Below are 18712 nucleotides of genomic sequence, written 5' to 3'. Positions count from 1 at the left end.
GTCCCGGGGCCCGCGCCCCGGGACCCCCGTCAGCTCCCCGCGCCCCGCACCGCCGTCACCGTCCTGCGGGCGGCCACCAGCACCGGATCCCAGACCGGCGAGAACGGCGGGGCGTAGCCGAGGTCGAGCGCCGTCATCTGCTCCACCGTCATCCCGGCCGTCAGCGCCACCGCCGCCACGTCGACCCGCTTCGCCGACCCCTCACGGCCGACGATCTGCACCCCGAGCAGCCGGCCCGTACGGCGCTCCGCGATCATCTTCACCGTCATCGGCCTCGCCCCCGGGTAGTAGCCCGCCCGCTGCGTCGACTCGATGGTCGCCGTGACGTAGCGCAGCCCGACCGCGCGGGCGTCCTTCTCCCGCAACCCGGTCCGGGCGATCTCCAGGTCGCAGACCTTGCTCACCGCCGTACCGACCACGCCCGGGAACGTGCCGTAGCCGCCCCCGACGTTGGAACCGATCACCTGGCCGTGCTTGTTGGCGTGCGTGCCCAGCGCGATGTGCCGGGTCCGGCCCGCCACCAGGTCCAGGACCTCCACGCAGTCGCCGCCCGCCCAGATGTTCTCGTGGCCCACCACCCGCATCGACAGATCCGTCAGCAGCCCGCCGTGCGGACCCACCGGCAGCCCGGCTTCGCGCGCCAGCGCCGTCTCCGGCTCCACGCCGATGCCGAGGACCACCACGTCCGCCGGATACGTCCGCGCGTCCGTCGCCACCTCGCGCACCCGCCCGTCCGGACCGGTGAGGATCTCGGTCACGGCGGCCCCGTTGACCGTGGTGATGCCCAGCCCGTCCATCGCGTCGTGGACGAGCCGCCCCATGTCCGGGTCGAGCGTCGCCATCGGCTGCTCGCCCCGGTTGAGGACGGTCACCTCGAAGCCCCGCTTGAGCATCGCCTCGGCCATCTCCACGCCGATGTACCCCGCGCCCACCACGACCGCCCGGCGGCTCTCCCGCGCGCCCAGGGCGTCCAGCGAGTCCAGGAGCGCCTGCCCGTCGTCCAGGGTCTGCACCCCGTGCACCCCGGGCGCGTCCATCCCGGGCAGCGCCGGGCGCACCGGACGGGCCCCGGTGGCGATCACCAGCTTGTCGTAGCCGGTCCAGTACGTCTTCCCGCTCTCCCGGTCCACCGCCTTCACCCGCCGCCCGGGCACGTCGAGTTCCGTCACCTCGGTCCGCATCCGCAGATCGATGTCCCGCTCCCGGTGCTCCTCGGGGGTGCGGGCGATCAGGTCGTCGCGCGCCTCGACGTCGCCGCTCACCCAGTACGGGATGCCGCACGCGGAGTACGACGCGAAGTGGCCGCGCTCGAAGGCGACGATCTCCAGCGCGTCCGCCGCCTTCAGCCTGCGGGCCTGTGACGCGGCGGACATGCCCGCCGCGTCACCGCCGATGACCACCAGTCGCTCCGCTGCCATGCCGGGTCCCCTTTCGCCGATGCGCCGGCTCGGCGCATCACCACGTCGGAGCCCCACGCTACGGCGGTCAGGGGGCCGGAGCGCCCTCCGCCTCCGACGGGGGCGCCGCCGGGGCCCTGCGGGCCGCCCGCCGGGCCCGCAGCACCCGTCCGGCCATCAGTGCCAGAGCGGCGGTGAGCAGGAACGGGAAAGCGGCCCCGAACGCCACCGCGATCCACCGCAGCATCGTCACGAACGCGTCCCAGCCGCCGCCCAGCGCGTCCAGGAACCCGGTGTCCTCGTCCCGCCCGTCGTCGTCCGGGGCGTCCGGCGGCGTCAGGTCCAGGGTGATCGTCGCCAGCGACGTGCGGTCCTTCAGGCTCGACTGCTGGGCCAGCAGCGACTCCAGGTCGGACTGACGGCTGCTCAGCTCGCCCTCCAGGGCGACCACATCGCTGATCTTCTCCGCCCGGTCCATCAGCTCCCGCACCCGCGCCACACTCGCGCGCTGCGTGGCGATCCGGCTGTCCACGTCGACCACCTGGTCGGTGACGTCCTTCGCGTTCGAGGTGCGCGACAGCAGCTTCCCGGAACCGGCCAGCTCCCGCAGCACCTCCTGGAACCGGTCCTGCGGAACCCGCAGCACCAGGTGCGAGGTCTCGTGGGTGTCGTCGAGCCGCTCGGTGTTCTCCGTCGCCACCAGGCCGCCCGCGCCCTCCGCGACACCGCGCGCGGCGGCGACGGCCTTCGGCACGCTCCTCACCTCGACGGAGAGCGTGGCCGTGCGGATGACGTGCGTGGCCGCCGCCCCCGGCTTCGGCGCCGCCTTCGACCCGGCCGGTTTCCCGTCCGCCCGGTCCTCGGCCGACGACGCGGCCCCGTCGGCGTCCGTGCCGGCCCCCGCCCGCTTCCCGGACGGCGCGTACTTGCCGTCAGCGGCCTTCTCGTTGCTGCCCGAGGCGTCGCCCGACGCCCCGCAGCCGCCGACGGCGAGCAGGAGGCCGAGCACCCCGGCCACGAGCGCCGCCCGCCTGCGGGCGAAGGATCGATCGGTTCTGCTGTGCCATTCCATAACGGGTCCCCCCAGGACGCTGGTTGATCGTGCCGGTTCGACGCGGCCGCTCCGGGACCGGTTGCCGACGGGCGGTTTCGAAGTGGTCACGGTCAGGACGCGGAACGGGTTTGAGAGAGTGGACCCATGCAGCGTTCTCAACAGCGTGCGGAAACGCCCCCGGGCCACGTCGTCGTCATCGGCGGCGGCATCGCCGGCCTGGCGGCCGCCCACCGCCTGGTCACCACCGGACTGCGGGTCACCCTCCTGGAGGCGACGGACCGGCTCGGCGGGAAGCTCATGACCGGCGAGGTCGCGGGCGTCCAGGTCGACCTCGGGGCCGAGTCGATGCTCGCCCGGCGCCCCGAGGCGGTCGCCCTGGCTCGCGAGGTGGGCCTCGCCGACCGACTCCAGCCCCCCGCCACCGCCACCGCCTCGCTGTGGACGCGCGACGCGCTGCGCCCCATGCCCAAGGGGCACGTCATGGGCGTTCCCGGCGACCCGGCGGTGCTCGGCGAGGTGCTGTCCCCCGAGGGCCTGGCCCGGATCGCCGAGGAGCGCGATCTGACCCCGACCTCCGTCGGCGACGACGTCGCGGTCGGCGCGTACGTCGCCGACCGGCTCGGCCGCGAGGTCGTGGACCGGCTGGTGGAGCCCCTTCTCGGCGGGGTCTACGCCGGTGACGCCTACCGGATCTCGATGCGCGCCGCCGTCCCCCAGCTCTTCGAGGCGGTGAAGGAGGGCGGCCCGCTGCTGGAGGGCGTACGCCGCATCCAGGAGCGGGCCGCCGCCCGGCAGCAGACCGGACCCGTCTTCCAGGGCGTCGACGGCGGCATCGGCACCCTCCCGGCCGCCGTCGCCGACGCCGTACGGGCCGGTGGCGGCGAGATCCTCGACCGGACCCCCGTCCTCGGCCTCACCCGTACGGCCTCGGGCTGGGCCGTCCGCACCGACACCCGGACCATCGCCGCCGACGGCATCGTCCTGGCCACCCCCGCCTGGTCCGCCGGCACCCTGCTGGCCGCCGAGTCCCCGGCCGCGTCCGCCGAGCTGTCCGGCGTCGAGTACGCCTCGATGGCCCTGGTCACCCTGGCCTTCCGGCGGACCGACATCGAGCGGTACGAAGCCCTGCGCGGCCGCTCCGGCTTCCTCGTACCGCCGGTCGACGGGCACACGATCAAGGCGTCCACCTTCTCCAGCAACAAATGGCAGTGGGTCGCGGACAGCGCCCCGGACCTGTTCGTGCTCCGCACCTCCGTCGGCCGGTACGGCGAGGAGGACCATCTGCACCGCGAGGACGAGGAGCTCGTCGCCGTCTCCCTGCGCGACCTCGCCGCGGCCACCGGGCTCACCGCCCGGCCCGTGGACTCCGAGGTCACCCGCTGGATCGGCGGCCTGCCGCAGTACCCGGTCGGGCACCTCGCCCGGGTCGCCCGGATCCGCGACGAGGTCGCCAAGCTGCCGGCCCTGCGGGTCTGCGGCGCGGTCTACGACGGGGTCGGGATTCCCGCCTGCGTCGCGAGCGCGCGCCGGGCGGCCGACGAGATCGCGGGGGAGCTCACGGGGAAGATCACGGGAGGGACGACGGGCGGGACGACGGGAGAGATCATCGCCACGTCGACCCTGGTTCGGGGCACGGGGAGCGAGGCGGGACAATAGCCGTATGAGTGCTCCTGAGACTGTGACATCAAGCAAGAGTCCGAACGCCGGCAAGAAGGCCAAGGACCTCAACGAGGTCATCCGCTACACCCTGTGGTCGGTCTTCAAACTGCGCGACGTGCTCCCGCTGGACCGCGCGGGATACGCCGACGAGGTCCAGGAGCTGTTCGACCAGCTCGCGGCCAAGGACATCACCGTCCGCGGCACCTACGACGTGTCCGGGCTGCGGGCCGACGCCGACCTCATGATCTGGTGGCACGCCGAGACCTCGGACGAGCTCCAGGAGGCGTACAACCTCTTCAGGCGCACCAAGCTCGGCCGCGCTCTCGACCCGGTCTGGTCGAACATGGCGCTGCACCGGCCGGCCGAGTTCAACAAGTCGCACGTTCCGGCGTTCATCGCCGACGAGACGCCGCGCGACTACATCAGCGTCTACCCCTTCGTCCGCTCCTACGACTGGTACCTGCTGCCCGACGAGGACCGCCGCCGCATGCTCGCGGACCACGGCAAGATGGCCCGGGGCTATCCGGACGTCCGCGCCAACACCGTCGCCTCGTTCTCGCTCGGCGACTACGAGTGGATCCTCGCCTTCGAGGCGGACGAGCTGCACCGCATCGTCGACCTGATGCGTCACCTGCGCGCCTCCGAGGCACGTCTCCACGTGCGCGAGGAGGTCCCGTTCTACACGGGCCGCAGGAAGAGCGTCGCAGACCTGGTGGCCGGGCTCGCATAACCAGCGAGTCCCGTACCACCCCAACCCGGAAGATCAGAAGGGCGGGCACCGGGCACCGATCGTGCCGTCCGCTCCTCCAGCGACACCGGGTTCGGCTTCGGGGGCCGTCGCACCGTCATGGTGCGGCGGCCCCCGCTCCGTACCGCCCCGCCGACCGCCGGACTCAGTCCAGCGACACCGGGTTCGGCTCCGGGTGCGCCGCACAGTCCGCACCCCGCCCCGGCACCTCACCGGTCAGCAGATACCGGCGCAGATGATCGTCGACGCAGGTGTTCCCGGCCCCGCCGATGCCGTGCGTCCCGGCGTCCCGCTCGGTCACCAGCGACGACCCGGGCAGCCGCTTCCGCAGCTCCAGCGCCCCCTTGTACGGGGTCGCCGCGTCCCGCTCCGCCGCGAGGATCAGCACCGGCGGCAGCTCGCCCCACCGCGTCCCGACCTCCAGCGGCCGCTGCCGGGGCGCGGGCCAGAAGGCGCACGGCAGGTTCGCGAAGGCGTTGTCCCAGGTCTCGAACGGGGCGACGCGCGCCAGCTCCGTGTGGTCGCGGTCCCACACCGCGAAGTCCTCGGGCCAGGGCGCGTCGTTGCACTCGACGGCCGTGTACACCGCCCGCGCGTTCTCGTTGTCCTTGGCCGCCACCGCACGCGGGGAGGCCTGCGCAACCAGCGGCTCATGATTGCCCCGGACGTACTCGGAGAGCGCCGTCGCCCGCATCGCCCAGTAGTCGTCGTAGTAACCGGCCCCCAGGAACGCCGCGTGCAGCTGCCCCGGCCCGACCTTCCCGCCCGCCGGTTTCTCCGCCAGCTCGGCGCGCACCTCGTCGTAGTGCTGCTGCACCGACTCCGGGCTGGTCCCCAGGTGGTAGACGTCGTCGTGCTTGGCCACCCAGCGGCGGAAGTCCTCCCACCGCGCCTCGAAGGCCAGCGACTGACCCATGTTGGAGCGGTACCAGATCTGCTCCGGGTCCGGGTCGACCACCGAGTCGAAGACCATCCGCCGTACGTGGGAGGGGAACAGCGTCGCGTACAGCGCGCCGAAGTACGTGCCGTAGGACGCCCCCATGAACGTCAGCCGCTCCTCGCCGAGCGCGGCCCGCAGGACGTCCAGGTCACGGGCGTTGTTCAGTGACGTGTAGTGCCGCAGCGCCTCGCCCGCGTGGCTCGCGCAGCCCTCCGCGTACGCCTTCGCCCGGGCGACGCGCCGCTCCTTGTACTCCCGCGTCGGGTGCGTCGGCGCGTCGGTCGGGCCCTTCGTGTACGCCGCCGGGTCCTGGCAGGTCAGCGGGGCGGAGGAGCCGTTCACCCCGCGCGGGGCGTAGCCGACCAGGTCGTACGCCTCGGCGATCTCCTTCCACTCCGGCAGCTCCCCGGCCATCGGGAAGGTGATGCTGGAGGCGCCGGGCCCGCCCGGGTTGTAGACGAACGCGCCCTGCCGCTCCTCGGCCGGACCGGTGGCGGGCGTGCGGCTGACGGTCAGTTCGAGCTGCTTCCCGTCCGGTTCGGCGTAGTCGAGGGGCACCTTCACCGTGCCGCACTTCAGCGAGTCGGGGAGCATCTCCTTCTCCGGGCAGGAGACGAAATCGATCCCGGCGGCCGTGGCGCGGGCGGCGGCGATCGCGGTGCCCCGGGCCTCGGCGGAGCCCCGGCCCTCCCAGGCCCCGGCGGGAGCGGCGGCCAGTGCGGACAGGACCAGGGAGCCGATCGATGTGTACAGCGCAGCAGTTCTCACGCGCGGTGCCTCTCTGCGGATGCGGAGGCGGTGCCTCTCTGCGGATGCGGAGAGGGATGGTCGGGCGGGCGGGACGTGAAGTCCAGCACCGCCCGAGCATGTCCGTGATCGTGACCCTGATGGGCGGTCAGCCGCCGTGGCACGGGGACCGGTTCAGGAGCAGCGGTCACTTCCCTGCGAGGGCGGCACGGGCCGCCCGGACCAGACGGGTCGTACGACGTGGCGGCCGGGCGCCCGACCGGTCCTGCCACCAGTACGTCAGCCGGCGACGTGCCACCGGATCGGCGGGACCGCCCGCGACGAGCACGTGCTCCGCGAAGTCCAGGGCGTCGCGCCGGTACCCGCCGGACATCGGGCGGCCCCCGGCGTACGTGAGGAACGCGGCGCGATAGCCGTCGCCGAGGATCTCCGGCAGCTCCGGCGCGACCTTCGCGACGACGTCCGCGCGCTTGGCGGCCAGCGCCCGGCTCTGCACCCGCAGCCGTCGGCGGTCGAAGCCCTCGGGGGAGGGCGTACCCGCCACCAGCGCGGAGAGCAGCGCGGTCTGCGCGACGGCGGTACGGTCGCGGATTCCGGCCGGCACCGGGGCCGCGGGCGCACGGCCTCCGTCCCCGCCCCCGTCACGCGCCGGGCCGGGGACCTCACGCGGAGCGGCCTTCCGCAGCGTCGCCCGGATCGCGTCCAGTTCGCCTGCCAGCTCCGCGGCCGGCGGGAAGGCGTCGTCGCGCTCCAGCAGCACGCCCGGCGGGTCGACCCGGGAGCGCAGCTCGGCCAGTACCTCCAGGACCGGAGCGGTCACCGGGTGGGCGTGCGTGTCGTGCCAGACGCCGTTCCTCTCGACCCCGCCCGCCACATGGACGTACGCGATCGCCTCCACCGGCAGCTCGTCCAGCGCCTTCGCCGGATCCTGGCCCAGGTTGACGTGGTTGGTGTGCAGGTTCGCCACGTCGATCAGCAGCCGCACCCCGGTCCGCTCGACCAGCTCCGCCAGGAACTGCCCCTCGGTCAGCTCCTCGTCCGGCCAGGTGATCAGCGCCGCGATGTTCTCCAGGGCGAGCGGCACCGGCAGCGAGTCCTGCGCGATCCGTACGTTCTCGCACAGCACGTCCAGCATGTCCCAGGTGCGCGGCACCGGCAGCAGATGCCCCGCCTCCAGCCTCGGCGACGCGGTCAGCGGCCCCCCGGCCCGTACGAACGCGATGTGCTCGGTCACCAGCGGAGTCCCCAGCAGCTCGGCGCGCGCCGCGAGGGAGGCGAGACGCGCGGGGTCCGGGCGCTCGGCGCCGCCGAGCCCGAGCGCCACCCCGTGCGGCACGACCCGCACGCCGCGCTCCCGGAGCCGTAGGAGGGAGTCCGGGAGATGGTCGGCGCAGAGGTTCTCCGCGACGGCCTCGACCCAGTCGATCCCCGCCAGCGCCTCCACCTCGTCCGCGATCTCCGGCCGCCAGCCGATGCCGATGCCCAGTTCCATGGCGGTTCCCCCGTCCCCCTGCTCACCTCGTTCTGTTCAGGGGTCATGGCCCCGTCACGCGGCGATGAACCCGACCTGGGAGACGTTCAGAGCTGGATTTGAGGTTCCCGGACCGCCGCCCTCGTCAGGGCGTCGGCATCATCGTGGGCGGCACCGGGAGGCCGGGAGGTACGGAGAAGGAACGAGGAAGGGTCAGCGGCGCAGCGCCGGGTGGTCGGCGACCACCGTGCAGGAGCCCGGGGCGATCTCGGTGAACCCCGCGTCGCGCACCACCGGCAGCCCGCTCACCGTCAGCTCCCGCCAGCGCTCCGCACCGGGGGTGGCGACGGAGAGCGGGAAACCGGCCTCGCGCCACGCCTTGCGCTCGGTGTCGGACAGCTCCCACCAGGCGAGCTGCGCCCCGTGTCCCACCTGCGCCATCGTCTTGCCCGCCGACATGTCCAGCTCCGGGCTGAGCCACAGCACCGGGCCGGAGGGATCGGGGTCGGCGGGCGGCTCGGGGTCCTCCAGATCGGTGCCCGTCACCTGGAGCTTGGCCAGCTCCTTGGGCCAGCCGTCCAGCGGGATCGGCGGGAACACCCGTACCTCCGCGCCGTTCTCACCCGTCACCGTGATGCCGTCGAGCACCGCTGCCTTGCGCCACTCCGCGCCGCGCGCCCGCCGCACGACCTTGCGGATCCGGGCGTCCTGCCAGTCCCGCATCGCCCCGGACCACTCGCCGTCGCCCAGGGACCGCTCGTCGGAGAGGATCGTCAGCACCGCACGGGCGGCGCTCCGCAGCGCGTCGGTGCGGGCGGGCGGGTCCGTCTTCTCCAGGTGGAGCACGAGCGGCAGCACGAACTGCCGCGCCTGGTCGCGGTCGGCCTGACCGTCGTCGAACGGGCTCTCGGGGGCGGGGGCGGGGGTGTCATCGCTGGTCACCGTCCCAGTCTGCCAGGCCGGTCCCGTCACCTGCTTGGCGGAACGACCGGGTCCGGGTGAGGATGCTCCGCATGAAGAGCGACCTCTTTTCCAGCGACCACCTGGCCCAGCCGGCCACCGCCCCCGGCATGACCCTGCAGAACACCAAATCGATCAAGTACGCCGTCAACGGCGAGATGCACGCCCGCCAGGGCTCGATGATCGCCTTCCGCGGCAACCTCCAGTTCGAGCGCAAGGGCCAGGGCATCGGCGGCATGCTCAAGCGCGCGGTGACGGGCGAGGGCCTGGCGCTCATGGCCGTGCGGGGTCAGGGCGAGGCGTGGTTCGCGCACGAGGCGGCGAACTGTTTCATCGTCGAGCTGGACCAGGGCGACTCCATCACCATCAACGGTCGCAACGTCCTCTGTTTCGACCCCACCCTCTCCTACGAGATCAAGACCGTGAAGGGCGCCGGAATGGTCGGCGGCGGCCTCTTCAACAGCGTGTTCACGGGCTACGGCAAGCTCGGCCTGATGTGCGAGGGCACCCCGATCGTGATCCCCGTGACCGGCGCCCAGCCGGTGTACGTGGACACGGACGCGGTCGTCGGCTGGAGCCAGCAGCTCACGACCAGCCTGAACCGCTCGCAGAGCGTCGGCTCGATGGTGCGCGGCGGATCCGGCGAGGCCGTCCAGCTGATGCTCCAGGGCGAGGGCTTCGTCATCGTGCGGCCGAGCGAGGCCAGGCCGGAGAAGACCTCCAACTGACCGTGGAACTCAAGGGCGTGGGCCACCGGTACGGCCTTCGGGGCGCCTGGGTGCTGCGCGGGGTCGATCTCACGCTGCCCGAGCGGACGCTGGTCCGGGTCGAAGGGGGCAACGGCGCGGGAAAGTCCACCCTGCTGCGGCTGCTCGCCGGGGTCGACGCTCCCGCCGAGGGCCGGATCACCGGCCGCCGGGCCCGCACGGCGTACGTCCCCGAGCGCTTCCCGGCGGCGCTGCCCCTGACCGCCACCGGCTACCTCGTCCACCTCGGCCGGATCCACGGGCTGCGGAGCGCCGAGGCGAAGCGGCGGGCGGGGGAGTGGCTGACCCGGTTCGGGGCCGCGGACCACGCCCGTACCCCGCTCGCCGAACTCTCCAAGGGCACCAGCCAGAAGGTCGCCGTCGCCCAGGCGCTGCTCGCCGAACCGGATCTGCTGGTCCTGGACGAGGCCTGGACCGGACTCGACACCGCCGCCCGAGGCGAACTGGACCGCGCCGTGGCCGAACGCGTCGCGGCGGGCGCCACCGTCGTCTTCGTCGACCACGACCCGCGACGGCTCGCCGGGGCGGCGGGCCTCACGCTGCGGGCCGGGGGTGGCGGGGTCCACCGCGCGACGGCCCCGACGCCGACGGGTCCCGTCGCCGGCCCCCGTGTCCTGGTCGAGGCCGAGGGCCCGCCCGGCGCACCGCTGCCCGCGGCGCTTCCGGGAGACCCGGTCCGGGAACGGCCGACCGGCGCGCCCCCCGGCCTCGTACGCCTCACCGTCCCCACGCCGTACTCCGACGCGCTCCTGGCGGCCCTGCTCACGGCCCGTCCGCCCTGGCACATCCGGCGGGTGGCCCCGGCGGAGGTGTCAGGGCCGGACGCGGCAATCGGCCCGGACGCGGCAATCGGCCCGGACGCGGCTACCGGGCTGGGCACGGCTACCGGCCCGGCCACGGCACCCGGGCCGGACCCGGCAACCGGCCCGGACCCGGCAACCGGCCCGGCCGAAGCTGAGGCGTCCGGGCAGGCGTCCGGGCAGGCCTCACCCCAGGTGTCCGCACGGGCGCCCGGGCAGGCGTCCGTACGGGCCAGGAACTCCGAGGCTCCCGAGGTGTCCGAAGCGCCATGACCGCCCTCCTCCGCTACCAGGCCGCCCTGCTCGCCCGCTCCCAGCGCTGGCTGGCGCCCCTCCTGCTGTACGCGGCCGTCCTCGCCGTCGGCGTGCGGAGCGGGCAGCCCGTGCTGGGCTCGCTCGGCGTCGCGGCCACCGCCGTGCTGCCCGTCACCGCGTGGGCCGTACACCTCTGCGTGACCCAGGAGCCGCCCGCCGCCCGGACGGTGGCGTCGGCCGCCGCGGGACCCCGGCGGGTCCACCTGGCCGCGCTGCTCACCGCCGCGGGCTGTGCGGCGGCGCTCGCCGTGGTGACCACCGCCGCCGTCCTGTTCATCAGCGACCCGGTCACCGACGACGGGGCCCGCGCCGTGTCCCGGCCGGCCGCCGCGCTCGCCGGACTGCTCGCCGTCCTGTGCTGCGTGCTGCTGGGGGCGGCCGTGGGGGCGCTGAGCACCCGTCCGGTGCCGCTCCGCCGGGGCTGGTCCGTCGCGGCGGCCGTGCTCGGGTCGCTCCTCGCCCTCGTGACCACCGGATCCCCGGCGCGCCACGCGGTCACCTCCCTGGTCACGGGGTCGCGGACCGGGACGGTCCAGCCGCCCGTCCTGCCCCTGCTGGGGGCGGCGGTCCTCGCCGCGGCGGTGGCGTTCCTCGTCTGCCGGATGGCCGCCCGGCGCGGGTGAGTAGGCTCGTGGGCGTGGACACCGATGACCCGTACTGCGCGACCCCGGGGCCGATCGCACCGGTCCCGCCCGCCGGTGCCGCCGAAGGCCCTCCGTACGCCGAGTGCGTGCTGTGCCGCGAGCCGACCGAATACCCGGAGTCGACGAAGGGCGCCACGCTGTGCCCGGTCTGCGCCTGGCAGGAGGCGGGGCGTTCGGCGTGTTCCGGTTGAAGGGCGTGTTGTCCCGTCAGGGCTGTTTGAGAAGTGAGGGCGTTCGCGGGCGGACAGCATGGTTCAACGCTTGCGGCTGGGACTCCACTCGTAGGCTCCGGGAGTCGTCTCTACGACTTCACTCGGCCAGGTTTCTCGAACGTGCTCAAGTCGCTGGTGATGCTCCGGGACCCAGGTCTCCTTCGGCTGGAGCCAGAGCAGTGCGGTGAGGCGGTCGGGGTCGTCAACGGCCACGGACAAGGAGCGGTCCTCGTGCATGCGGAGGAGGAGGCTCAGTCCGCGGTCGCCGCCGATGCTCGCGTCCGAGCCCGGCGCGAGCCGGGCCAGGTCGTGCTGCCAGGCGTCGAGGTCCCGTTGGAGCAGGAAGAGTTCAAGCCGGGCGTCAACGAAGTCGGCGGAGGCCAGGACATCGGCCCGCAGGATGTCGTGGCCGGTCAGCACTCCGGGCTGGTAGCGGCCGGTCACTCGGACGACGCAGCGGTTGCCGTCTGCGTCTTCCAGATGGATCAGGTCCACCGCCTTCGGTTCGGTCACCGCCGGCCCCTCTCTCGTGATGGTCGGATATGCATCCTCTCGCATCACTGGCTGGGCGTGCCCGCCTGGCCGGGGCTGCCTCTCGCTGGGTCGGCTATGCGTCTTTCCGGTTCGGGGCGGATTCTCGGGTCAGCCTGCGGCTCATGAGATCGATCATCGCGAGGCGGATCATGGCCTCTGAGCGGTGGAGGTGGTCTTGTAGCCACGGGCGAGGCGGCGATGGTGCATGAGTCAGCCGAATGTCCTCTCCACGGCCCAGCGCCTGAGGATGACCTTGAAGCCCTTCTGATCAGGGTCGCGACGGACGGCGTCGACGTCGATGCCCAGGCGGACGCCGTGATCGATGGCTTTGGTCCGGTAGCCGTTGTCGGCCCACGCCTTCGTGACGCGCGGGTGAGCCTCGGCGATGTCCGACAGCAGATGGATGCCGCCGGCGTTGTCGGAGACGCTGGCAGCGGTGACCCAGACGGCCAGAGGAGGCCGAGGGTGTCCACGCCGATGTGACGCTTGCGGCCTGCGGTCTTTTTGTCCGCGTCAATGCCCTGGCTGGTGGCCGGGGCGTCGGCGGAGGCCTTGATGCTCTGTGCGTCGAGGACGCACGTACTCGGTTCGGCGCCCCGGCCCCCCTCGGCCTCGCTCACGAGTCGGCGGAGGAGTCCGTCGAGTTGGTCGAACACGGCGTCCTTCCGCCAGGCCGCGCAGTACCCGTACACCGTCCCCCCATGGGGCGAAGTCGTGCGGCAGATATCGCCATGGGAGACCGGTCAACGCCCGGTGAGCCCCCGGGACCGGCCATGGTCTCCCTGACACGCCCTTGGACCTCAGAACCCGTCGGCCCATCCGAACGTGACGTTGTACGCGCGCTGAAGTGCGTGACGGCCGTGGTCCCCGTCGGCGTAGGCCCATGCGAGGGCAGCGGTGAACCAGAGCAGAAACACCCCGCTCACGATGGCGAGAGCGACCAACTGGCCGAACAGGCCGAGGAGTACCAGGGCCACGGTCACGATGGCCGCGCCGAGATGCGCTTCCCGCGAGTCGAGTTTCGCGGCCTTGCGTTTGGCCCTGCGCGCAGCTCGCTCCGCGGCGAAACGCTCCTCGCGAACACACTGCGGTTCGTTCTCGTCGAAAGTCATCGGGTTCCTCTGATGTCGTACTGCTGTGTGCCTGCCCGTTCCGAGGGGGCTCACCACTGTCGAGTCCAGCATCCTGCCTCCTTCACCTGTGCGGCACACCCCCCTGTTCCTTTAGGTAGCGCTACGCATTGATAGGCGCAGTCAGAGCGCCGCACACTCTGGGTGGCCGGAACGTCGACCGGAACGTCGACCGGCAGGCGGAAGCCAACCAGCCCGACACCCACCGCGCATGCGGGTGTACGGCTGCCTCGGCCCCGCCGTCGGACGTGATGCGGCAGGACCGTACGGAGGGGCGACGGTCTCACCGCGCGGCACGCTCCATCACCGGTCGTCCCACCGGCCGCCCGGCCTGGCTCTCGGTCACCCTGCCTACTTCCGAGGGCACTCCACGCCGCCGGGCCACCCCCACCAGGCCCGTCCGGGCCTGTGACGCGTCAAGAGGAGAAGCTGTGGATCGTCCCGTTCGTACTGTGCGGAGACTGCTCGCCATCGGCGCCAGTGCCGCCCTGCTCGTCGGTGTTGCCTCGACCGCCGGGGCCACGGCCGCGCCCGTGCCGCCGGGCGGGGGCGAAGGCCGCATCGTCGGTGCGGACCGCCCCGGCGCGGTCGAAGGTTCCTACATCGTCACGCTCAAGGACTCCGTGGCCCGCACGGAGATATCCTCCGTCGCGAAGTCCCTGTCCAAGCGCCACGCGGGCGAAGTGAGGAGCACCTACACCACCGCCCTGCGCGGCTTCTCGGTGAAGATGAGCGAGAAGGCGGCCCAGCGACTGGCCGCCGACCCCTCGGTGGCCCGGGTCGAAGCCGACGGAGCGGCCTACGCCACCGGCACCCAGCCCAATCCGCCCTCCTACGGCCTGGACCGTATCGATCAGCGCAACCTCCCGCTGGACAGGAGCTTCACCTACCCCAGCGACGCCTCGAACGTCACCGTCTACGTGGTCGACTCCGGTGTACGCATGAGCCATGGCGACTTCGGCGGCCGCGCCGTCAGCGGTTACGACTTCATCGACAACGACTCCAACGCCTCCGATTGTCAGGGGCATGGCACTCACGTCGCCGGGACCGCCGCGGGCAGCTCCTACGGAGTCGCCAAGGGCGCCAAGATCGTCAGTGTTCGCGTGCTGAACTGCCAGGGCACGTCCGGTAGCACCTGGGACCCGGTCCTCCGCGGTATCGACTGGGTCACCAAGAACGCCAAGAAGCCCGCAGTGGTCAACATGAGCGTCGGCGGCGGCAGGACCCAGTCCGTCAACGACGCGGTCAACAACTCCATCGCCTCCGGCATCACCTGGGTCGTCGCGGCGGGCAACAACAACGCAGACTCCTGCCAGTACTCGCCGTCGTCCACCCCGGCGGCGATCACGGTCGGCGCCACGAACAGCTCGGACGCCCGGGCCACCGGCTGGAACAACGGCCAGGCCTCCAACTACGGCACCTGCCTCGACATCTTCGCGCCCGGCGACAGGATCATCTCCACGTCCAACTCGGGCGACAACGCCAACCAGTCGATGAGCGGCACCTCCATGGCGTCCCCGCACACGGCCGGGGCCGCCGCACTGCTCCTGGCCGCCGAACCGTCGCTCACCCCGGCCCAGGTCCGCGACAAGCTGGTCTCCACCGCCACCCCGGACAAGATCAGCGACGCCCGCACCGGTTCCCCCAACCGCCTGCTCTTCACCGGCACCGGCGGCGGCGAGGACCCCACCGATCCCCCCGGCAAGAAGTTCGAGAGCGTCGGCCAGGTCCAGATTCGCGACAACTCCACCGTCGAGTCTCCCATCACCGTGACCGGCGTCGACGGCAACGCCCCCGCCGACCTGTCGGTCAGCGTCGACATCCGCCATACCTTCCGCGGTGACCTCAAGGTCGAACTGCTGACCCCGGACGGAGGCGTGGCCGTCCTGAAGAACTACAACGCGAACGACAGCGCCGACAACGTCCAGGGCACGTTCACGGTCGACGCCTCCAGCAAGCTCGCCAACGGGGTCTGGAAGCTCCGCGTCACCGACAACTGGGTCAACGACACCGGCTACGTCAACGCCTGGTCGCTCCAGTTCTGATCCGGCCACCCCGGTACTGAACCAGGTGATTCCCTGCTGAAGCGCGGCCGGCGCCGCGAGCGTCACCCACCTCGGTGACCGCTGCCGGGACCGGCCCACCCGGGCTGCCGTGATCCACGTCCCGAACCCCGGTGGATTACGGCAAACCCGGCCGGCGAGCCTCTCCGCGAACTCGTCGGCCGGATGGGGGGCGTCTGCGGCGCCCGCACATGCGCCGCAGACGTCACTCCTCTTTCCACCACCGCCGCGACGGGCCATCATGAGGCCGTCCGGCGGCCCGGGCCGAATCGCCCACCGGCCCGCCCCTCATGCCGATGCCGCCCAGGGGGGCCGAAGGAAGCCGTGAACACCGAGCCACCGCCGCCCACCGCCTCCGGTGTCCTGATCGGACGATCCGCCCTGCTGGACGACGTCTGCCCGGAGTTCGACCGCAGACCCGCCGTCGTGGTGATCACGGGAGAGGCAGGGGTGGGGAAGAGCCGGCTCGTACAGGAAATCCTCCGACGGACCGCCTCACCGGGTGTCGTCACCCTGGTCGCCCGCTGCCAGGAGCCGGACGCACCCTCCGTCCCGTTCGCACCGATCGTCGAGGCGCTGAGCGCCTCCGGAGTCCTCGCGACGGACCTCCCGGCGACCCTCACGGCCGACTTTCCCCCGGTGACCGGGGCCCTGCGCGGGCTGCTGTCCGACCTCGCGGTTCGCCTCCCGCCCGCGCCGCCTCCTCTGGGAGAACGGCATGCCGAACACCACCGTGTCCTGCGGGCCCTGTACGCGCTGACGGCGTCCTTGGGGGAGGCCGTGCTGGTCGTGGAGGACCTCCAGTGGGCCGACGCGTCCACCCGCGCCTTCCTGCGTACGGTCGTCGCCGACCCGCCGCCACGCCTGGGACTCGTACTCACCGCCCGCAGCCACACCGTCCCCCACACCGATGCCGAGGGCGCGGACGGGCTCCCGTTCCCTCTGCGCACACCACCCGGCGTCACCGTGGTCGAGCGTCACCTCGCACCGCTGTCGGTGTCGGAGACCGGTGCGCTGGCCGCCGGCCTGCTCGGCGCGCAGGCGGTGCCGGAGGAGTTCGCCGACCGCCTGCACCGCTGGACGGGCGGCCTGCCCTACGTGGTCGAGGAGGTACTGCGCCGGCAACCCGCCGCCACGGAGCTGCGCACCGAGGTGGCAGGGGCGCCCGAACCGCCCCTGCCGCCGTCCGTACGCCGTGTGGTGGTCGAGCGGCTGCGGCGCCTCCCACCGGCGGCGCGCCAGGTGGTCGCCGCGGCGGCGGTCCTCCGCGACCCCGCGCCCGTGGAACTGCTGGCGGCCGTCGCGGGGTCGGACGATCCGGAGACCCGTCGTGCGCTCGCCGCGGCACTGAGAGAGGGCGTCATCCGGGCGGCGGGCGACTCCTACGTCTTCCCCTACGACCTGGCACGCCGGGCCGTCTACGAGTCGGTCGCCGAACCGGAACGGCCCGTCCTGCACCTGCGGGCGGCCCGCGCCCTGGCCCGGCACAGGCACCCCCTTCCCCTGGCGGGGATCGCCGAACACTACCGGCGCGCCCACCGCCCCACGCAGGCGGCGCGTTGGCTGGAGGCTGCGGCGGACCGGGCGGCCGGAAGCGGCGACGCGGGGACGGCGGCCGCCCACTATCTCGATGCCCTGCGCGGCGGGCCCGCGCCCGTCGCCCGCGACCGGGTCGCGCTGAAGCTGGCCCGCGTCGCGCTGAACGCCCGGCCCGGCCCGCAGGTGCCCGCCGCCCTGCGTCAGGTGCTCGACGAGCGCTCCCTCGGCCCCGGCCCGAGCGGTGAGATCCGGCTGCTTCTGGGACTGTTGCTGCGCAACCAGTCGGGTTCCGGGCTGGAGGCGCTGGAGGAGATAGCGCGGGCGGTTCCCGATCTGCTCAGCGTCTCCACCGGGCAGGCCGCACGTGCGCTGGCGATCACCGCGATCCCCTCCCTCAAGGGCTGGCCCGTCGGAGAGCACCGGCGCCTGCTGGCCGAAGCGGAGCGGCTGCTGCCGGAGGTCGAGGAGGAGGACCTGCGGTCGGCCGTGCTGGCCAACCGTGCCACCGCCCTGGCCCTGATGGGCGACCCGTCGGCGTGGGCGGCGGTGGCCGACCTGCCCGACACTCTCACCGGTGACGCGGCGGCGAGAGTGCATGCCAATCTCGCGGGCGCCGCGAGTTCCCTGGGACACCTGGAGCGGGCCCGTGTCTGCCAGGCCCGGGCGTGGCAGGCGGTGCGGACGAACCACGCCCCGTATCTCGAAGCGTTCGTCGAGACCACGGACGTGGTCGCCGCTTTCACGAGTGGCCGGTGGAAGGGGCTCCTGGAGCGGGCCGAGCGCGCCGAGGAGCAGTACCGGAACGTGCCCGACTTCCACGCGGAGGCCCTGCTGGTCTGCGGACTGCTCCGCCTGCACACCAAAGGACAGACGGATGTGGCGCGTCGTCTTCTGGAGCGGGCCGTGCACACGACCGCGCTGGACACCGGTGTCGTGCTGACCTCCGCCGCGGCCGCCGTGGCACGGATCCATCTGGCGGCCGCCCGCCCGTCGCAGGCCGTCCAGGCGGTGGAGGGGACGCTGCGTCATGTCCGCCGTACGGGCGCGTGGGTATGGGCGACGGCCCTCGTGCCGCCGGCCGTCGACGCCTTGATCCGGGACGGCCGCCCCGGCGAGGCACACCGCCTCGTCGAGGAGCTGGCCGCAGGCATCGCCGACCGGGACGCGCCGGCCGCCCGCGCCGCCCTGCTCACCGGCCGGGCCCTGCTCACCGCCACGGACGGCCCACAGCCAGCAAACGGCCCACCGGCAGGAAACGGCCCACAGGCAGGAAGCGGTACGCACGACACGCTGTACGTGGCCGCCGCCGACGCCTGGACGCAGCTGGAGCGACCCCGCGAAGCCGCGTACGTGCGGGAGGCGTGGGGGCTCCGCCTGCTGACCGCCGGGGCGGCGGGCGGGCGCACGGTGCTGCACGAGGCGCTCGCGGCCTACCAGGAGCTCGGTGCCGTATGGGATGTGCTGCGCTGTCAGCGCGGGTTGCGGGAGCACGGCCAGGTCACCGTCCGCAGGCCCGGCGCGCTGGGATACGGCGACCACCTCTCGCCCCGGGAGAGAGCGGTGGCCCGGCTGGCCTCGCTCGGCCTGTCGAACCGTGAGATCGCGCGCGAGCTGGTTCTCTCGCACCGCACGGTCGAGCACCACGTGGCACGTGCCCTGCGGAAGCTGGGAGTCTCGTCCCGCACCGAGATCGGCTCGCAGCTCGGACGGTGACACGACGCGTGCGGAGCGC

The 18712-nt window shown here is 73.1% G+C and carries 14 protein-coding genes and 2 pseudogenes; 8 read left to right on the top strand and 8 right to left on the bottom strand.

The window, feature by feature from the left end:
* Positions 1-29: 29 nt before the first annotated feature.
* Together ACH4KB_RS11710 and ACH4KB_RS11705 are read right to left on the bottom strand one after the other, a co-directional pair.
* Entirely contained in the window at positions 30-1418 is a 1389-nt protein-coding gene (locus tag ACH4KB_RS11710; RefSeq protein WP_398065800.1) for an FAD-dependent oxidoreductase, read from the bottom strand.
* A 67-nt stretch (positions 1419-1485) separates the two neighbouring features.
* Positions 1486-2469 (bottom strand): DUF4349 domain-containing protein, encoded by a 984-nt coding sequence (locus ACH4KB_RS11705; protein ID WP_398065799.1) that lies wholly within the window; start codon positions 2467-2469, stop codon positions 1486-1488.
* 126 nt (positions 2470-2595) lie between these two features.
* On the opposite strand from ACH4KB_RS11705, the gene hemG reads away from it, so the two are divergent.
* The gene (hemG, locus tag ACH4KB_RS11700) at positions 2596-4107 is read left to right on the top strand and encodes a protoporphyrinogen oxidase (protein ID WP_398065798.1); all 1512 of its coding nucleotides are present in this window, start codon (positions 2596-2598) and stop codon (positions 4105-4107) included.
* Between the two features lie 4 nt (positions 4108-4111).
* Positions 4112-4840 (top strand): hydrogen peroxide-dependent heme synthase, encoded by a 729-nt coding sequence (gene hemQ / locus ACH4KB_RS11695; protein WP_359617741.1) that lies wholly within the window; start codon positions 4112-4114, stop codon positions 4838-4840.
* A gap of 163 nt (positions 4841-5003) precedes the next feature.
* On the opposite strand, the gene ACH4KB_RS11690 is transcribed toward hemQ, so the two are convergent.
* The 3 genes from ACH4KB_RS11690 to ACH4KB_RS11680 all read right to left on the bottom strand — a co-directional run bounded on the left by ACH4KB_RS11690 (position 5004) and on the right by ACH4KB_RS11680 (position 8958).
* Positions 5004-6566 (bottom strand): alpha/beta hydrolase, encoded by a 1563-nt coding sequence (locus tag ACH4KB_RS11690; RefSeq protein ID WP_398065797.1) that lies wholly within the window; start codon positions 6564-6566, stop codon positions 5004-5006.
* A 166-nt stretch (positions 6567-6732) separates the two neighbouring features.
* Positions 6733-8037: a DUF692 domain-containing protein gene (locus ACH4KB_RS11685; RefSeq protein ID WP_398065796.1), complete on the bottom strand. Its 1305-nt coding sequence runs from the start codon at positions 8035-8037 to the stop codon at positions 6733-6735.
* Between the two features lie 192 nt (positions 8038-8229).
* Positions 8230-8958, bottom strand: a complete 729-nt coding sequence (locus ACH4KB_RS11680; RefSeq protein WP_398065795.1) for a peptidyl-tRNA hydrolase — start codon at positions 8956-8958, stop codon at positions 8230-8232.
* A gap of 71 nt (positions 8959-9029) precedes the next feature.
* Here ACH4KB_RS11680 and ACH4KB_RS11675 point away from each other — a divergent pair, with 71 nt between their 5' ends.
* From ACH4KB_RS11675 to ACH4KB_RS11660, 4 genes and pseudogenes are all read left to right on the top strand, one after another.
* Positions 9030-9704 (top strand): AIM24 family protein, encoded by a 675-nt coding sequence (locus ACH4KB_RS11675; protein ID WP_397922039.1) that lies wholly within the window; start codon positions 9030-9032, stop codon positions 9702-9704.
* A gap of 2 nt (positions 9705-9706) precedes the next feature.
* Positions 9707-10546: pseudogene (locus tag ACH4KB_RS11670) on the top strand (ATP-binding cassette domain-containing protein); the annotation flags it as partial.
* A 266-nt stretch (positions 10547-10812) separates the two neighbouring features.
* The gene (locus ACH4KB_RS11665; protein WP_398065794.1) at positions 10813-11481 is read left to right on the top strand and encodes an ABC transporter; all 669 of its coding nucleotides are present in this window, start codon (positions 10813-10815) and stop codon (positions 11479-11481) included.
* Between the two features lie 8 nt (positions 11482-11489).
* Complete coding sequence (locus ACH4KB_RS11660) at positions 11490-11693, top strand: hypothetical protein (protein ID WP_398065793.1); 204 nt, start codon at positions 11490-11492, stop codon at positions 11691-11693.
* 63 nt (positions 11694-11756) lie between these two features.
* Here the strand turns inward: ACH4KB_RS11660 and ACH4KB_RS11655 are convergent, their stop codons facing one another.
* From ACH4KB_RS11655 to ACH4KB_RS11645, 3 genes and pseudogenes are all read right to left on the bottom strand, one after another.
* A complete protein-coding gene (locus tag ACH4KB_RS11655) occupies positions 11757-12227 on the bottom strand; it encodes a DUF5959 family protein (RefSeq protein ID WP_398065792.1) in 471 nt (156 codons plus the stop codon).
* A gap of 94 nt (positions 12228-12321) precedes the next feature.
* Positions 12322-13133: pseudogene (locus ACH4KB_RS11650) on the bottom strand (IS5 family transposase).
* Entirely contained in the window at positions 13049-13360 is a 312-nt protein-coding gene (locus tag ACH4KB_RS11645; RefSeq protein WP_398065791.1) for a hypothetical protein, read from the bottom strand. The pseudogene ACH4KB_RS11650 and the gene ACH4KB_RS11645 overlap by 85 nt, the downstream one beginning before the upstream one ends.
* A gap of 449 nt (positions 13361-13809) precedes the next feature.
* Between ACH4KB_RS11645 and ACH4KB_RS11640 the strand changes: the two genes are divergently transcribed.
* Both ACH4KB_RS11640 and ACH4KB_RS11635 read left to right on the top strand, forming a co-directional pair.
* Positions 13810-15423, top strand: a complete 1614-nt coding sequence (locus ACH4KB_RS11640) for a S8 family peptidase (RefSeq protein ID WP_398065790.1) — start codon at positions 13810-13812, stop codon at positions 15421-15423.
* A gap of 342 nt (positions 15424-15765) precedes the next feature.
* Entirely contained in the window at positions 15766-18693 is a 2928-nt protein-coding gene (locus ACH4KB_RS11635; protein ID WP_398065789.1) for an ATP-binding protein, read from the top strand.
* Positions 18694-18712 lie beyond the last annotated feature (19 nt).

It is taken from the genome of Streptomyces sp. NPDC017520 (genome assembly GCF_044329855.1).
In the GTDB taxonomy this organism is placed as follows: domain Bacteria; phylum Actinomycetota; class Actinomycetes; order Streptomycetales; family Streptomycetaceae; genus Streptomyces.
The sequence above is the reverse complement of the archived record's forward strand: the minus strand, read 5'-3'. Positions and strand labels throughout refer to the sequence as shown.

Bases quoted from the DNA above. Each gene is read 5' to 3' on its own strand.
- ACH4KB_RS11710 (WP_398065800.1), bottom strand. From the start codon at position 1,418: ATGGCAGCGGAGCGACTGGTGGTCATCGGCGGTGACGCGGCGGGCATG.
- ACH4KB_RS11705 (WP_398065799.1), bottom strand. From the start codon at position 2,469: ATGGAATGGCACAGCAGAACCGATCGATCCTTCGCCCGCAGGCGGGCG.
- hemG (WP_398065798.1), top strand. From the start codon at position 2,596: ATGCAGCGTTCTCAACAGCGTGCGGAAACGCCCCCGGGCCACGTCGTC.
- hemQ (WP_359617741.1), top strand. From the start codon at position 4,112: ATGAGTGCTCCTGAGACTGTGACATCAAGCAAGAGTCCGAACGCCGGC.
- ACH4KB_RS11685 (WP_398065796.1), bottom strand. From the start codon at position 8,037: ATGGAACTGGGCATCGGCATCGGCTGGCGGCCGGAGATCGCGGACGAG.
- ACH4KB_RS11675 (WP_397922039.1), top strand. From the start codon at position 9,030: ATGAAGAGCGACCTCTTTTCCAGCGACCACCTGGCCCAGCCGGCCACC.
- ACH4KB_RS11665 (WP_398065794.1), top strand. From the start codon at position 10,813: ATGACCGCCCTCCTCCGCTACCAGGCCGCCCTGCTCGCCCGCTCCCAG.
- ACH4KB_RS11645 (WP_398065791.1), bottom strand. From the start codon at position 13,360: ATGACTTTCGACGAGAACGAACCGCAGTGTGTTCGCGAGGAGCGTTTC.